Raw genomic sequence first — 15,962 nt, forward strand, 5'->3', positions numbered from 1 at the left:
TATTTATTAATATATGAAATTTGCATTATTAGCTTCTTCTGCGTCTTCTTCTGCCAGCCATTAATCCTCCACCATTTTGTGGCTCTATTTTAAAACTTCCGACAGCTACTGGCTCTAATGGAAGCTTAGGTATTATTGCACCTGCTTTTTGAATTGCTGCTGCTTTACATACTGCTGTACATTTTCCACATCTGTCACAAATAGATGAGTCGATTATATGAATTAAATCTTTACTTCCAGCAACTGCTTTTTGAGGACACTCCTCCACACACTTATTACAGCCGCTGCATTTTTCTGGTGCAACATAATAACTGAAAAATTTCTTACATACTAAAGCATCACATCTTTTTCTCTTTATATGTTTTTCAAATTCTTCTTTGCTTTCTTCAATTATTCTTTTAGTAATTTTTCCAACCTCTTTACCATAGTCACAGCATGATCCTAAGATTAAATCATCTGATATTTCAGTTAGAATTTCAATGTCTCCATCACGTCCCTTACCTTGAGAAATTGCTTCTGTTATTACATTAAGCTGTAATATTCCTTCTCTACAAATTACACATTCTCCACAGCTTGTACGTCTTGTACTATCAGTAAACACTCTCATTTTATCAACAGGACATGGATTTTCTGACTGTTTTTTATATTCTTCAATTATAAAATCCTTAATTTCTTCTAAAGATGCCTGTTTCCATAACTTTCTTTGCACTAATGCCATACTTTTCCACTCCCTTCTATTTAACTTTATACTGAGCCCATAATTTTGGCTTTCTAATTTGTGTACGTAAATCACACTGTAAACATCTATTTGATTCCTTGCAAGCTGAAGTTTCATTTAAACAATGATTTACTTCCTTGAAATTTTTAATACGACTTTGGACATCTTCACATTCATTTTTTGCTCTTTCGATGGATAAGAAATTTTCATCTTTACCTATATATGAATTTGGAACAATATCTTCTGTTAATTTATCTTCAATTACTCCATCTCCACCTAGTTCAATATCTATAGCAGATGCAACTTTACGTCCGGCTGCAATTGCCCTAATTACAGAATTTGTTCCATATACTGCATCACCAACTGCATACATATCACTATCACTTATCTTCATTCCATCTTCAGTAATAATTGAATTTCCACGTCCAGTAGGTATATTCCACTTTTCTGGTATTTCTGCTCTTTGCCCTGTAGCAAAAATAACTGTATCTGCTGGTATTATATGTTCTGAATCTGGTGCTATTTCAAGTTTCAATCTTTTATTTTCATCAAAACTAAAGGATGCTACTTCTTGGCACTTTACTCCTGCAGCAATATTGCAGCTGCCTTCTATGGAAACAAAGGTTCTTGAATTAAGAATTTTAATTCCTTCTTCTGATCCTTGTTGTATTTCGTCATCGCTTGCAGTCATAGATTCTCTATTCTCTAAACAAGCCATTGTAATATCCTTTGCTCCTAATCTTTTTGCTACTCTTGCACAGTCAAATGCGACATTTCCACCACCTAAAACTACTACTTTTTCACCTACAGTTAATGGCCTTTTAAGGGAAACGCTTTGTAAAAATTCTATATTTTCATATACATTTTTGTAGTTAGCTCCTGGAATTGGTAATCTAACACCTTTTCCTGTTCCTATTGCCAATAAAATCTTATCAAAACCTTTAGTTTTTAAATTCTCAAGTGAAGTTATTTCTGTATTAGTCAATATAATAACTCCTGCACGCTCTATTTCTGCAATTTCATCCTGAACAGCTTTTCTTGGAAGACGATATTCTGGAATGCCAGTTGACATCATTCCTCCAGCTACTGGTGATTTTTCAAATACTGTAACTTCATGTCCGCATTTTGCTAAATAATATGCTGCTGTTAAACCTGCTGGTCCACTACCTACAACTGCAATCTTTTTATTAGTTTTAGGTTTAAAGGTAACTTTATCACGCCATAGACCTTCATCATGCTCTGCTGCAAATCTCTTTAATTCTCTAATGGATAAAGCTTTATTGATTTCTTTTCTTCTACAGGCACTTTCGCAAAATGCCATACACACATACCCTAATGAATGTGGAAAAGGTGCTTTTTCACGAATAACTGCAATGGCATCTTGATATTTTCCTTCTCTAATGTATCGAATATATTTTGGAACATCAATATTTGCTGGGCATTCTGCTTTACATGGGATAAGATTTAATTCACGGTTTAAATTTTCCTTAAATACTCCTTCTTTGTCCTGAAGTGCACCTGTAGGACATACTTCTACGCAAGCTCCACAGAAACGGCAGTTTTCTTCTTTTAAAGAATTGTGCTTCCGAATATCAACCATGATTCTATCATCTTCTGTTATTTCATAGTTAAGAACGTTTACTCCTCGAACCTCTTTACACATTCTTACGCATCGTCCACAGGATATACATCTATTTAGATCTCTTACAATAAGCGGATTAGATGTGTTTACAGGTACACTGTTTAGTGTTCTTCTTAGACGAGAAGTACTTACTCCTAAATATTGAATTAATGATTGTAATTCACATTTTAGATATTTAGGACAAGTAGTGCAGTCGTCAACATGATTGGCTAACATTAATTCCATGGATAATCTTCTCATTGCATTTAATTTTTCTGTTTTTGTATGTATTATCATTCCGTCCTCTACCTTAGTAGTACAGGCTGTTTTTATTTCATCACATCCCTCAATTTCAACAACACACAATCTACATGCACCAATGTCAGGTAGATCTGGATGATGACATAAATGAGGAATGTATATGTCTGCTTCTAGTGATGCACTTAGAATGCTTTTTTCTGAATCTACTTGTAACGTATAACCATCAATTGTAATTGATACTGTATTCATTATTTTCACTCCATTTTTATAGTATTTCACCAAGTTGTTAAGTTATTGTTTTAACGATTAAACTATATAGTCTGCCCCAGGGGAAGAGTCAATAGCTTTTTATATATTTTTCAAATGGTTTGATTAAGGAAATAAAGCATTATATAATAAAGATTAGATGAATTTGCTTTCAGGGGAGGTATCTGAATTGAGAGATTTATATACTACGGGTGAAGTATCTAAGCTAATGAGTATACCTATTAAAGCATTACGTCTTTATGATTCAATGGGTATATTAAAACCTTTTCGTATTGATGAAAATACACATTATCGTTACTATGCTTATGATCAGTTTTTTTATATTGATTTGATTCGCTATATGAATAAAGGTTTAAAAGTATCGTTAGAAGAGATTAAATTTATGTTGAATTCTTCTGATGATTATGAAATCCTTCTAGAGTGTTTATCCAAGCATAAAGTATCTGTTGAGAAAAAAATTCAAGAACTGCAATATTCAAGTGAAGTTATTACAGAGGCAATTAATAACCTTAAAAATAGAGATAACAGTGCTATGGATTTGAAAATATATGAGCAATATCTTATGTCACGTCATGTTGCAGTTAAAAATGTCAATGTTTCAATTTATGATATCGATTTATATTGTAGAAGAAATGAAGACTTATTTGAAAGTGCTATTTCAGCCGAAGGAAATACAATGTGCTATATCTACAAGAAAAAAGATTATAAACCTGGGACACATGATTTACTAGTATCACAGATTGGATACTTTACAGATAAACGTCTTAAAAATATAGAATATCTCATTTTACCTGAAGGTCGCTATTTATGTTGTAAATTTAGATATTCTGAGAAACTTTCCTGTCAGGTTATATATGAACTTATTAAATTTGCAAGTAATAATGTAATTAATTTATCTGATACGGCTATACAGATTTTTGAGCGTTTTGACCTAAGGGCAAAAACTAAATATGAGTATGAAATGGAAATACAAGTGCTGGAACTTGGAATCAATTCAGTATCATTTTAGTATTCCTAAAAAATCATATAAAATATAGTGATATATATTAATTTATAACGCATAGTTACATTGACTGATTATCAATGTAACTATGCGTTTTTTAATAATAACAAAATTTATATAGGCTAATTATAATGATTTATCAAAAAAGTATTGACTATTTTGATAAATGGATATATATTATAATAAAGATTTACGATTCGCGAATATTTTACAAAATATGAATAAAAATGCAGAGGAGAGATGAAAAATGACAATAAATGTAGATTTGTGGAAAACATTAATTGATTTAAAAAAATGCAAATGGGTTGATTTAACACATGCCTTTGGTTCAGATACACCAAAGTGGTCTGGCTTTAAGGCTGAAAAAATTGAAACTCTTTTTACAATTGAGAAGGATGGTATATTTGTCAATCAATATACTTTCCCAGGACAGTATGGAACACATATGGATGCCCCAGGACACTTTGCAGCAGGTAAAAGACTTATTGAGGATATAGAACTTAAAGAAATGGTTCTTCCTCTTGTAGTTATTGATTGTTCAGAAAAGTTTAAAGAAAATCCTGATTATGAACTTACGCTTGAAGATTTGCTTGCATTTGAAGCTGAGTACGGTATTATTCCAGAAGGTTCTTTTGTGGCAATGAGAACGGATTGGGGTAAAAATTGGCCAGATCAAGAAAAGTGTTCAAATGCAGACAGTGAAGGAAATCTTCATTATCCAGGATGGGCATATGAAACATTGGAGTTTTTATATGAAACACGAAAGATAGCAGCAAGTGGACATGAACCATTTGATACAGATGCTCCAATAAGACAAGCTGAATATGGTTTTAAAGGTGAAAATTATATATTAAATCAAGATAAATATCAAATCGAAGTAATGACGAATTTGGATAAGGTTCCGCCAGTAGGATCAATAATTTTCTGTGTGGTTCCAAAAGCTAAAAATGCTCCAGGATTTCCAGTACGTGCTTTTGCAATAGTTAATGAGTAATAAGGCATTTTCAAATAAATAAGTAAAAGGGGTTCCTATTGTAATGATTAGAGAAATAAAAAATGTATCTATAATTGGAATGGGTGCAATGGGATGTGCTTATTCAAGCCAAATTTTTAAAAATATACAAGATATTAACGTAAAGATAATTGCTGAAGGAAAAAGAGCTGAGAGGTATAGAAAAGATGGCTTTGTAATAAATGGAGAGAAATACTTTTATGATGTTGCAGAACCAGATGAAAAATGTGAGGCTGCAGATTTAATAATAGTTGCAGTAAAGTATAATCAATTAAAAGAAGCAGTTACTCAGATTAAAAATCATGTAGGTGATAATACCATTATAATATCTCTGTTAAATGGGATTACCAGTGAAGAAATACTTGGAGAAGTTTATGGAAAGGATAAAATGCTTTATTCAATATCAGCAGGAATAGATGCAGTAAGGGAAGGGCATCAAAATGTAAAATTTAAAAATATTGGATATATAGATTTTGGTGAGGAAAGTAATGATATATTAACGGACAAGGTCAAAACCCTTAAAGAATTTTTCAATAAGGCTAAAATTGAAAACAAGATTCCAAAGGATATGATTAGATCATTGTGGTGGAAATTCATGGTTAATGTAGGCATTAACCAAACATCAGCTGTTTTAAAGGCAAATTATGGTGTATTTCAAAGAGAACAAGCTGCCATAAATATAATGAGAAATGCTATGGAAGAAGTTATTTTAGTATCTCAAAAGGCAGGAGTTAATCTCACAGAAGAAGATATAGAAGATTGGGTGAAGGTTTTAAATAAACTGTCACCTGAGGGAAAAACTTCAATGTGCCAGGATATAATGGCTAAAAGAAAAACAGAGATTGAGATTTTTGGTGGGACAGTAGTAGAGCTTGGCAAGAAGTACAATGTTTTAACACCTATAAATAGTACACTTACCGATATTATTAAGGTTACAGAATCCTTGTACTAATGAAATCCAGTGTTAAGTAATTAAGATATTAAATTTAAGGGGGGAATTGCATTGGCTAAGAATGAATTAAAGAAAAACCAATTGAATTATCTTGAGGTAATAGCACTATCTGTTGCTATTATAGCGCCAACCTTTGCTATGTCTATGAATGTAACTTTAATGGCTGGTATTGCTGCATATTCAACTGGATTGGTGTTTTTTGTAAGCACACTTGTGATAGGATGTGTAGCTATAGCTTTTGTAAAGTTTAATCAGTATATTTCAACTGCAGGTTCTGTTTATACTTTTGTTCAAAAATCCCTGGGTAAGAAAGCGGGAACAGCTTCGGGATGGATACTATTTTTGGCATATTTTATGTTCTTTACTGGATGCTGTTGTGCCTTTTCTGGACTTTTTACAGAATTTATAAATCAAGTTAGCGGAGTTAAGCTTCCATGGATACCAGTTGCAATAATATGTGGCATTACTATGTGGTACATTTCAATTAACGAAGTAGCAATAAGTACAAGGGTAATGTTAGCATTTGAAGGTATAACAATATTAATGATACTTGTGCTTTCTGTTGTAATAATTGCAAAAACTGCCATGACTACAGGTTTAAGTTTGGCACCTTTTAAACTTAATGGAAATAGTATTGGAAGTATAGGTAGTGCTGGAGTTGTTGCACTTTTATGTTTTGGTGGTTTTGAAGGAGCATCAAGTTTAGGAGAGGAAAGTAAAGATCCTAAAAAAGTAATACCTTTTGCTCTTGCAAGTACGGTTATAGTAACTGGATTGTTCTTTATTTTTGTAAGCTATGCTCAGGTTATAGGATTTGGAATTACTAAAGGCGGATTAGAGGCTCTTACAAAGTCTTCTTCAACTACTGTAGATTTATCCCAAAAGTATATAGGAAAATCATTTGCTATAGTATTAACATTTGGAGCAAGCTTATCGGCTTTTTCATCAGCATTAGGCGCATTAACAGCAGGTGCAAGAATTCTTTTTACAATGAGTAGAGATGGCAATGTCCCAAATGTATTTACAAAAGTACATCATAAGCACAGTACGCCTTATATAGCACTTAATGTAATGTTAGCAGCAGCAGTAGTTATAATTTGTTTAATGTTTAAAAATGATGGAATAACTACTTTTGGATATTTAGGGACAATTGGTGCATTAGCTTTATTGATATCTTATTTACTAACATGTCTTGGGGCTATAATATATTTTAAAGCTAAAAATATATGGAAAATTCATAATTTGATACTTCCTACAGTAGGATTACTTGGACTTGCTTTTGCTTTCTATTCTAATATTTATCCTGTACCAAGCTATCCAGCAAATCTCTTCCCTTATATAGTACTGGGATGGACAATTATAGGATTTGTGTTTAGTCAAATTTATAGAAAAAGCCATGAAGTTTCACATGAAGAGTTATTACATGAAGATTTATATGAAGAAAATGAAGAAAATGCGATATAGTGATAGGAGTGAGTATAATGGATTTTTTGACAAAGAAAATTCCAGATGATGAATTAAAGCTAATGTATAAAGATTATGATAGCTTGGGATTTGGTAAGATTTATACGGATTATATGTTTACTATGAAATGGACTAAGGAAAAGGGATGGGAAAAGGGGGAACTTAAAAAATATGAGAAAATGTCCTTTGATCCTGCATCAGTGGTAATACAGTATTCTCAAGAAGTTTTTGAAGGAATGAAGGCATATTATTCAGAAGATGGAAGAGTGCTTTTATTTAGACCATTTGATAATGCTAAAAGAATGTATAAGTCTGCTGAAAGACTGTGCATGACACCAGTTCCAGAGGATGTTTTTGTAGAAGCTGTAAAGGAACTTGTTAAAATAGATAAAAGGTGGCTTCCAAAGGAAAAGGGCACATCCCTTTATATAAGGCCTACGCTCATGGGAACAGGAGTGGCTTTAGGCGTTCATCCTTCACCAGAATATAATTTTTGCATTTTTATAACTGCTGTCGGAACATATTTTAGCAGTGGTTTCAATACTGTTAGCTTATATGTAGAGGGCAAGCTTGTTCGTGCAGTTGTAGGTGGAGTTGGAGATGCAAAAACAGGAGGAAATTATGCTGCAAGCCTTCTAGCAGGTTTAAAGGCAGAGAAGGAGGGATTTTCTCAGGTACTTTGGTTAGACGCTAAAGAAAATAAATACATAGAGGAAGCAGGTTCTATGAATATTTTCTTCGTTTATGGCAATAAGCTTGTAACACCAAAGCTTACAGGTTCAATACTTCCTGGTATAACTAGAGATTCTGTAATAAAATTGGCAGCTCATTTAGGATATGAGGTTGAAGAAAGAAATATATCAATAGATGAAGTTGTGAAAGGAATTAAAGATAAAGAAATTACTGAAATGTTTGGAACAGGTACGGCAGCAGTTATAGCTCCTGTTGGTGGTTTATGTTATAAAGGAGAAACTGTTTATGCTGGTGATAACAAGGTAGGAAAAATAACAGAAGAACTTTATAATAAACTTGTAAACATCCAATACGGTGAAGATGAAGATATTTTTGGTTGGGTAGAAACAGTGGATACAATATAGTTTTAGTGAAAAGAATTATGAATGAAGTGCACCTTAAATGTTAGAGAAAGATAACTAATATTTAAGGTGCACTTTAGGTTTTACTTGCTTAGTTTAACCACGGTTTCGACGTGGGGAGTGTGAGGAAACATATCCATAAGTTTTACTTTATCTACATTGTAACCTGCATCAATTAATACATTTAAATCTTGAACTAAAGTTTTAGGATTACAGGATACGTAAATTATTTCAGGTGCATTAAAATCAATTACATATTTTAATGCTTTAGGATGAACTCCCGGCCTTGGTGGATCAAGTATTATTATGTCTGGTTTATCCTCTAAAGTATTTAAAACATCCTTTACATCTCCAGCTATGAACCTACAGTTTTTTATATTATTTAACTTAGCATTTTCATTGGCAGAAGCAACAGCCTTTTCTATAAGTTCTACTCCTATTACTTTATTTACACTGGAAGATAAAACTTGACCTATAGTTCCCGTACCGCAGTACAAGTCAAAAACTGTTTTTGAGGAAGCATCTCCAAGAAAATCTTTAATCATAGCATATAGTTTTTCCGTACCTCTTGAATTAGTCTGAAAGAAAGATTCAGGAGATATTTTAAACTTCAATCCTAAAATTTCTTCCATAATATAATCTCTACCATATAGTATTTCTACGTTATCTGCTTTTACCATGTCTGATAGATTGTCGTTTACAGTATGAAGTATCCCAACTAAAGTGCCCTTATAGTTGAGAACTTGCAATAATTTATTAAACCCATCTAAATCAAATTGTATTTGAGAAGTTGTCACAATATTTATAAGTATTTCTCCAGTATTTCTGCCTTTTCTCAATACTAAATTTCTTAGATACCCCTCGTGGTTTTTTATTTTATAATATGGTAAATTTTTTTCCCTGAAATAAGTCACAACTTTATCTAAAATAAGTGTAAAATCTGCATCTACTAGGTTGCAATTATCTACATTTACAACGCCAAAAGATCTTCCTTTTATATGCATTCCAAGGGTGAGTTGTCCTCCCCTTTGCTCATCACCAAAGGAAAATTCCATCTTATTCCTATATCCGGTTTTTTCAGGACTTTTTTCTATGCCTAGAAATTCAAAGTCACAAATGGATGCCTTTTCAAATAGATCTAGGACTTGTTTTTCTTTTAGTTCTAATTGCTTGTCATAAGGTATAAACTGAGAGGTACATCCACCGCATAAATTAAAATGAGGACAAAACGGATCTACTGCATAATTTACATTTTCAAGTATTTCTGTAACTTTTGCTTCTAAATAGTGTTTTGTTTTCTTTGTAATTCTAGCTTTTACCTTTTGACCTGGAACAGTATTTTTTATAAGTACGTCCATATCATCTTTTTTTGCTATTCCTATAGCTGGAAATTGTAGTTCTTCTATGAAAAATTCATATTCGCTGCCTTTTTTCAACTTTTAATCTTTCCTTTCTATGGATGTTGTTTTGGCGAACTTTTCACCTAATGTTTTATTTAATTTGGAACTTCTCATTATAATAGGATATAGAATTAGTATTACTACAAATAGTATAATAAATACTCCCTTCATATCCGACACATAGTATCCAAATATAAGTCTTAATAGCAAGTCAAATAAATATAGAGCTGCTATTGAAACTACAGCTGATACAGCTGTGTCTATGAAAGAAATTTTGAAATTCTGCATCAAAGTTCCCTTTTTCTTACTTGACTTATCCTCACTAGGTTCAGTTGTGGCTGAGGCTTCTTCATTAGTGTGTTGTTCTTCAATATGCTTTACTTGTTTATTTTGTTCTTCTAATTCCTTCTTTTTCTGCTCTTCTTCAAATCTTGCTTTTTCTTCCTCAAGCTTTTTTTGTTCTTCTAATTTTTTATTTTTAAGCTCTTCAAGTTTTTTCTCTTCTTCTAAATTTTTATTTTTAAGTTCTTCCAAAAATTGTTTTTTGTCTTCTTCATTTACTGAGAGTTCTTCTATATTATCTTCTATGTTATCTTCTTTTTCTCCCATTAAATATACAACCTCCTAATTCTTTTAACTTCTTCGTAATAAATATATTATGCTACACTATGGCATTTATGTAAATAGGTACGAAAAAATACTTTCATTTTGTTAACATATTGTTTTATAATTATACATATTAGTTTCATTAATTTTAGGATTACAAATGTCCATAGGGGGAAAGTAATATGGATAAAATTAAGTCTTTTTTTACAAATTTTATAGATGTAATTTTTTTTGTAACTGTAGTAATGTTTAAAATATTAGTATATGGAAAACATATGAGTTCATTTAAAAGCTCATTTATTCCAGCATTAGCTTCAGTATTTGTATTGGTATCCATTGCCTGCATTTTTAAAACCAGAGGTCGTGCTAGATTTTTGTATATATGTAATTGCATTATAAGTATATTCATAGTTAGTGACCTAATCTATTATAAATATTTTAAAGATATCATATCTGTATCTGTCTTGATAAGCGGATTTCAATTAAATGCAGTAAAATCTAGCGTGGCTAATTTACTGGACTTTAAAGATTTTTTATATCTTTTTGATATTGTATTTATAATTCCTTTTATAAATAGGTATTTGACAAGCCAAAATAGGAAGCTTTCTACAAAAGTTAGAGTATCAATGTTTTTAGTATTTATTTTAGTAGGTATTTTTATTGATTTCAAAAGCTTTTATGCTTTATCAAAAGAACAACCAAGACTTCTTACAACTATGTATAATAAAGTGTATATAGCAAAAAAATTGGGTACAGTAAATTATCACTGCCTGGATATTTATAATTGTGTTTTTGCTAATATAAATAGACTAACTCCCGTGTCTAAGGACAAGTTTCAGGCTATAGAGTATTTTATAGATAAAAGCAAGTCCAGTCATGAAAATTTAAATGGAATCGGACAAGGTAAAAACTTGATAATGATACAGGTAGAAGCACTTCAAGGATTTGTTATAAATTCTTCTGTAAATGGAAAGGAGATAACCCCGAATTTAAATAGATGGATATCGCGTTCGGAATATTTTGATAATTTTTACTATCAGGTGGCAGCTGGAGGAACTTCTGATGCGGAATTTATGACAAACAATTCACTTTATCCTGCATCAGCAGGTGCAGCTTATTTGCTTTACTCTGGCAATGAATACAATGCAATGCCGAAAAATTTTAAGAATAAAGGTTATTACACTGCAGCTTTACACGGATTCAGGGAAAGCTTTTGGAATAGAAATGTAATGTATAGAAAATTTGGTTTTGATAATTTTTATGGCGAAAAAAGTTATAAGCAAAATGAGTCTATAGGACTTGGTTTAAGTGATAAATCTTTTTTAACTCAATCTGTGGAGAAGTTAAAAAATATGAAAAGCCCATACTATGCTTTTTTAATAACTCTAACAAGTCATTTCCCTTATGATGATGTAAATAAATATGGGGACTTTGATGTAGGAGATTATAAAGGAAGTCTTATTGGAAATTACATGAAGGCAATACATTATACAGATGAACAGCTTGGAATGTTCTTAGATGAACTAGACAAAAATGGTACTTTAAAAAATTCAATAGTTGTACTATATGGAGATCATTATGCAATACCTAAAGATAAACAAGATCAGCTTTTTAACTTTTTGAAGACGGGTTCCAAATCTGATTTAGAGTGGGAAAAGCTTCAAAAGGTTCCTATGTTTATTCATTTCCCTGATGAATCTGTGAAAGGAGTAAACCATGTTTATGGGGGTCAGATGGACATATATCCTACGGTATGCAATTTATTTAAACTTAAGGAAGAAGACATGCTTGGTAAAGACCTCTTTAATCCTGAGAGCGAAAGAGTTACATTTAGAAATGGTTCTTTTATAGATAAAGATTGTTATTATTCTTCACAAGATGATATTTATTATGATGTAAATACGGGAAATAAAATTTCTAAAAGTGATAAACTTGAAAAAGAAGAAGATTACATATTGAATCAGCTTGGTTATTCAGATTATATTTTGAGACATAATTTAATTAAAAAACTAAATTTGGACAAGAACAAATAATATATTTACATTTATTTGGATAAGTGTTAGTATAAAAATGTAATTAATCTAAAATTATTTATAGTGCCAGGGGTGCCATTTGTGCTGAGAAAAGTGAAAACTTTAACCCTTTGAACCTGATTCGGGTAACGCCGACGTAGGAAAGCTACTTTAATATTGGATTCAAAGCACTGTTTTTATAATAGTGCTTTTTATTTTTGTTAAAGTATAGGGAGAGAATAAAATGTTTGTAGATGCGCATAATCATATGGATTTTTATAAAGACAATTTAAGTAATGCAATTGATAGTATAAATCACAGTAATATCAAAACTTTGGGATGTTCTATGGATTTAGAGAGTTATATATTTACAAAAAAATTAAGTGAATATAATAAAAATATAACTCCATGTTTTGGAATACATCCCTGGGAGGCGCATAAAAACTACAAGGATTTAGATAAGTTCGATGATTATGTAAAGGAATGTAAAATTATTGGAGAAATAGGACTTGACTACTATTGGGTTTTGGAGAAAGAAAAATATCCTTATATGAATCTAGTATTTGAATACTTTTTAGGTAAAGCTAAGAAATATGACAAAATAACAAATATTCATACTAAAGGAGCAGAAAAGGAGGTATTGGATTACATAAGAAAATATGATTTAAGAACACCTATAATTCATTGGTATAGTGGAGATTTGAATATATTGAAAAAGCTTTTGGAGTATGGGTGCTATTTTACAATAAGTGTTGATATAGGATATTCTAAACTTACAGATGAGATAGTAAAAATTCTTCCTCTAGGCAGAATTTTAACAGAAACTGATGGCCCTAATTCACTTGAATGGATAAATAAAAAATATGGATATCCATCTGAAGTTATAAATATTGTAAGAAAAATTTCTTTAATAAAGAATCTCCAGTTTGAAGAAGTTAGAGAAAAAATTTATGACAATTTTAATAAATTAAAATTATAGACTGAAGGTGCTTATATATGGAAAAAACAAAAAACATTCAAAGTAAAATATATCCTATAGCTACAATAATAATAGTTGTGATTATATGGCAGTTAACAATAAACTTAGCCCATGTTCCTCAGTATATTATTCCTTCTCCGCTGGATATTTTAAAAACTCTTGTATCAGATTTTCAAAATATAATGGAAAATACGGGAACCACATTGTACGAGTCTTTTATAGGTTTTTTTATATCTATAATATTTTCCTTTATATTAGCTATAATAATGGATAGTTTTGAAATTGTGAGAAAGTCAATATATCCTATTTTACTAATATCTCAAACTATTCCAACTATAGCAATTGCACCTTTGTTTATAATATGGTTTGGGTTTGGGGTACTTCCTAAAATAATAGTAGTGGTAATGGTATGCTTTTTTCCGATAGTTGTAAGTCTCGTAGATGGCTTTGAGAAAGTAGACAGAGATTATATAAACTTATTTAGCACTATGAAGGCCTCAAAGTTACAGACATTTTATCATCTAAAACTTCCTTATGCCATGGTGAATTTTTTTTCAGGCTTAAAAATAGCAGCAACTTATATGATAATGTCTGCAATTATAGGTGAGTGGCTTGGAGGAGATAATGGCATTGGGGTATACATGGTAAGGGCAAAAAATGCCTATCAATTGGACAAGGTTTTTGCTTCAATTTTAGTCATTGTTATTGTAAGCATTATAATAATTTATATTATAGATTTCATAGGTAAAAAAATAATACATTGGAAATAGAGGAGACGAATATGAAAAAAAATAAAATTATATTTTTGTCGGTAACTATATTTATTATAAGTTTGTTATTTGGGGGATGTGGAACGGATGAAAAGAAACAGCAAGCTGCTTCTTTAGATAAAACTACAGTAATACTTGACTGGACTCCGAACACAGATCATACAGGATTATATGTAGCACTAGATAAAGGATATTATAAGGAGGAAGGACTGGATGTGAAGATAGTTCAACCTTCACAAGGCAATGTGACAAATCTTGTAGCTGCAGGCAAAGGAGATTTTGGTGTAAGCTATCAGGAAGATGTAACCTATGCAGTTACAAACAAGGATCCACTTCCTATAAAGTCTATTGCTACAATAATACAGCACAACACTTCAGGTTTTGCGTCACCTAAAAGCAAAAATATAAAAAGTGTAAAGGACTTTGAAGGAAAAGTTTACGGAGGATGGGGTTCACCTTCAGAAGAAGCTGTAATCAAAGCTGTTATGGAGAAAAATGGAGCAGATTTTAGTAAACTTAAGATTGTAAATATGGGAACTGATGATTTCTTTGCATCTACGAAGAAAAATGTTGATTTTGCATGGATCTACCAGGGATGGACTGGAGTTGAAGCAAAATTAAAAGGTGTGGACTTAAATTTTATACCTGTCAAAGATTTAGATCCTGCACTTGATTACTACACTCCTATTTTAATAACTAGTAATAAAAATATTAGTCAAAATCCAGATAAAGTTAGAAAATTTTTAAAAGCTACAGCAAAGGGATATGAATATGCTATAAAAAATCCTGATGAAAGTGCAAAAATACTTGTCAAGCATGCGCCAGAAATAGATAAGAAATTGGCTGTAGAAAGTCAGAAGTATATGGCAAAGCAGTACATAGCAGACGCACCTAGATGGGGTGTAATGAAATCTGATGTATGGAGTAGATATGCTAAATTTTTGCAAAGCAAAGGGTTAATTAAAAAGGAGCTAAAAACAAGCGATGCTTTCACAAATGAATTTTTACCAAAATAAACAGGATAATTCCATTATAAAAGTTAAAAATGTGAGTAGAAGTTTTGAGAAAAATCTTATACTAAAAGATATATCCATTAACTTAAAAAAGGGGGAATTCGTTTCTATTTTAGGGCCAAGTGGATGCGGAAAGAGTACTTTGTTTAATATAATAACTGGTATTATTAAAGAAGATAGTGGAGAGGTTTCAGTAAAAGGGGATCTAGGGTATATGCAGCAGAAGGATTTACTTTTGCCCTGGAAAACTGTAATGGAAAATGTAGTGCTTCCACTTGATATAAGAGGTAGTAATAAAAGAGAATCGAGAGAAAGGGCAGTTAAGTATATTGAAATAGTTGGTCTTAAAGGCTATGAAAAGAAATATCCCTATGAACTTTCAGGAGGCATGAGACAGAGGGCAAGTTTTTTAAGGACTTTTCTATCTTCTGAGGAAATAATGTTGCTTGATGAACCATTTGGTGCATTGGATTCTATAACTAGAGGTAAAATGCAAAGATGGATTCTTGATATGAAACAGGAACTGAAAAGAAGCATACTCTTTGTAACTCATGATATAGAAGAAGCCATTTTGCTCTCCGATAGGATATATGTGTTATCCTCTAAACCTGGAATGATTAAAAAAGAAATTAACGTAGATTTTGAAAATGAGAACAAGAAAAACAGAATATTTTCTAAAAAACTTTTAGAAATGAAAGCAGATATTCTAAAATTGCTTTAAAAAGAATAATAGTAAAAATAGACTTATACAGAGTATAAGTCTATTTTTAATTAAAAAGTTGAATTGTGT

At 31.3% G+C, this 15,962-nt stretch carries 14 protein-coding genes and 1 riboswitch; of the genes, 10 read left to right on the plus strand and 4 right to left on the minus strand.

Features of this window, described 5'->3' with window-relative positions; genetic code table 11:
* Nucleotides 1-28: 28 nt before the first annotated feature.
* On the minus strand, nucleotides 29-718 hold the full coding sequence (locus CLJU_RS04280; RefSeq protein ID WP_013237533.1) for an NADH-ubiquinone oxidoreductase-F iron-sulfur binding region domain-containing protein: 690 nt from the start codon (nucleotides 716-718) through the stop codon (nucleotides 29-31).
* A gap of 16 nt (nucleotides 719-734) precedes the next feature.
* Complete coding sequence (locus CLJU_RS04285) at nucleotides 735-2,849, minus strand: FAD-dependent oxidoreductase (protein ID WP_013237534.1); 2,115 nt, start codon at nucleotides 2,847-2,849, stop codon at nucleotides 735-737.
* Nucleotides 2,850-3,036: 187 nt separating this feature from the next.
* On the opposite strand from CLJU_RS04285, the gene CLJU_RS04290 reads away from it, so the two are divergent.
* The 5 genes from CLJU_RS04290 (at nucleotide 3,037) to CLJU_RS04310 (ending at nucleotide 8,395) form a co-directional block, all read left to right on the plus strand.
* Nucleotides 3,037-3,876, plus strand: a complete 840-nt coding sequence (locus CLJU_RS04290; RefSeq protein ID WP_013237535.1) for a MerR family transcriptional regulator — start codon at nucleotides 3,037-3,039, stop codon at nucleotides 3,874-3,876.
* A gap of 241 nt (nucleotides 3,877-4,117) precedes the next feature.
* The gene (locus tag CLJU_RS04295; RefSeq protein WP_013237536.1) at nucleotides 4,118-4,864 is read left to right on the plus strand and encodes a cyclase family protein; all 747 of its coding nucleotides are present in this window, start codon (nucleotides 4,118-4,120) and stop codon (nucleotides 4,862-4,864) included.
* Between the two features lie 43 nt (nucleotides 4,865-4,907).
* Nucleotides 4,908-5,834, plus strand: a complete 927-nt coding sequence (locus CLJU_RS04300) for a ketopantoate reductase family protein (RefSeq protein ID WP_013237537.1) — start codon at nucleotides 4,908-4,910, stop codon at nucleotides 5,832-5,834.
* Between the two features lie 51 nt (nucleotides 5,835-5,885).
* Nucleotides 5,886-7,298, plus strand: coding sequence for an APC family permease (locus tag CLJU_RS04305; RefSeq protein WP_013237538.1), 1,413 nt, complete (start codon nucleotides 5,886-5,888; stop codon nucleotides 7,296-7,298).
* A gap of 17 nt (nucleotides 7,299-7,315) precedes the next feature.
* Nucleotides 7,316-8,395, plus strand: coding sequence for a branched-chain amino acid aminotransferase (locus CLJU_RS04310; protein WP_041705041.1), 1,080 nt, complete (start codon nucleotides 7,316-7,318; stop codon nucleotides 8,393-8,395).
* 80 nt (nucleotides 8,396-8,475) lie between these two features.
* On the opposite strand, the gene rlmD is transcribed toward CLJU_RS04310, so the two are convergent.
* The gene (gene rlmD / locus CLJU_RS04315) at nucleotides 8,476-9,828 is read right to left on the minus strand and encodes a 23S rRNA (uracil(1939)-C(5))-methyltransferase RlmD (protein WP_013237540.1); all 1,353 of its coding nucleotides are present in this window, start codon (nucleotides 9,826-9,828) and stop codon (nucleotides 8,476-8,478) included.
* Nucleotides 9,829-9,831: 3 nt separating this feature from the next.
* Nucleotides 9,832-10,401, minus strand: a complete 570-nt coding sequence (locus CLJU_RS04320) for a hypothetical protein (RefSeq protein WP_013237541.1) — start codon at nucleotides 10,399-10,401, stop codon at nucleotides 9,832-9,834.
* Between the two features lie 179 nt (nucleotides 10,402-10,580).
* Between CLJU_RS04320 and CLJU_RS04325 the strand changes: the two genes are divergently transcribed.
* The 5 genes from CLJU_RS04325 (at nucleotide 10,581) to CLJU_RS04345 (ending at nucleotide 15,893) form a co-directional block, all read left to right on the plus strand.
* The gene (locus tag CLJU_RS04325; protein WP_013237542.1) at nucleotides 10,581-12,431 is read left to right on the plus strand and encodes an LTA synthase family protein; all 1,851 of its coding nucleotides are present in this window, start codon (nucleotides 10,581-10,583) and stop codon (nucleotides 12,429-12,431) included.
* A gap of 58 nt (nucleotides 12,432-12,489) precedes the next feature.
* Nucleotides 12,490-12,591, plus strand: a riboswitch (TPP riboswitch).
* 63 nt (nucleotides 12,592-12,654) lie between these two features.
* A complete protein-coding gene (locus tag CLJU_RS04330) occupies nucleotides 12,655-13,389 on the plus strand; it encodes a TatD family hydrolase (RefSeq protein WP_013237543.1) in 735 nt (244 codons plus the stop codon).
* A 17-nt stretch (nucleotides 13,390-13,406) separates the two neighbouring features.
* Entirely contained in the window at nucleotides 13,407-14,159 is a 753-nt protein-coding gene (locus CLJU_RS04335) for an ABC transporter permease (RefSeq protein WP_013237544.1), read from the plus strand.
* A gap of 11 nt (nucleotides 14,160-14,170) precedes the next feature.
* Nucleotides 14,171-15,175: an ABC transporter substrate-binding protein gene (locus tag CLJU_RS04340; protein ID WP_013237545.1), complete on the plus strand. Its 1,005-nt coding sequence runs from the start codon at nucleotides 14,171-14,173 to the stop codon at nucleotides 15,173-15,175.
* Complete coding sequence (locus CLJU_RS04345) at nucleotides 15,156-15,893, plus strand: ABC transporter ATP-binding protein (RefSeq protein ID WP_013237546.1); 738 nt, start codon at nucleotides 15,156-15,158, stop codon at nucleotides 15,891-15,893. The genes CLJU_RS04340 and CLJU_RS04345 overlap by 20 nt, the downstream gene beginning before the upstream one ends.
* Nucleotides 15,894-15,962: the final 69 nt, after the last annotated feature.

Origin of the sequence: Clostridium ljungdahlii DSM 13528 (genome assembly GCF_000143685.1) — a bacterium.
Taxonomy (GTDB): domain Bacteria; phylum Bacillota; class Clostridia; order Clostridiales; family Clostridiaceae; genus Clostridium_B; species Clostridium_B ljungdahlii.

Coding starts and splice junctions, on each gene's coding strand:
- CLJU_RS04280 (WP_013237533.1), bottom strand. CDS start 718: ATGGCATTAGTGCAAAGAAAGTTATGGAAACAGGCATCTTTAGAAGAA.
- CLJU_RS04285 (WP_013237534.1), bottom strand. CDS start 2,849: ATGAATACAGTATCAATTACAATTGATGGTTATACGTTACAAGTAGAT.
- CLJU_RS04295 (WP_013237536.1), top strand. CDS start 4,118: ATGACAATAAATGTAGATTTGTGGAAAACATTAATTGATTTAAAAAAA.
- CLJU_RS04300 (WP_013237537.1), top strand. CDS start 4,908: ATGATTAGAGAAATAAAAAATGTATCTATAATTGGAATGGGTGCAATG.
- CLJU_RS04310 (WP_041705041.1), top strand. CDS start 7,316: ATGGATTTTTTGACAAAGAAAATTCCAGATGATGAATTAAAGCTAATG.
- CLJU_RS04320 (WP_013237541.1), bottom strand. CDS start 10,401: ATGGGAGAAAAAGAAGATAACATAGAAGATAATATAGAAGAACTCTCA.
- CLJU_RS04325 (WP_013237542.1), top strand. CDS start 10,581: ATGGATAAAATTAAGTCTTTTTTTACAAATTTTATAGATGTAATTTTT.
- CLJU_RS04330 (WP_013237543.1), top strand. CDS start 12,655: ATGTTTGTAGATGCGCATAATCATATGGATTTTTATAAAGACAATTTA.
- CLJU_RS04335 (WP_013237544.1), top strand. CDS start 13,407: ATGGAAAAAACAAAAAACATTCAAAGTAAAATATATCCTATAGCTACA.
- CLJU_RS04340 (WP_013237545.1), top strand. CDS start 14,171: ATGAAAAAAAATAAAATTATATTTTTGTCGGTAACTATATTTATTATA.
- CLJU_RS04345 (WP_013237546.1), top strand. CDS start 15,156: ATGAATTTTTACCAAAATAAACAGGATAATTCCATTATAAAAGTTAAA.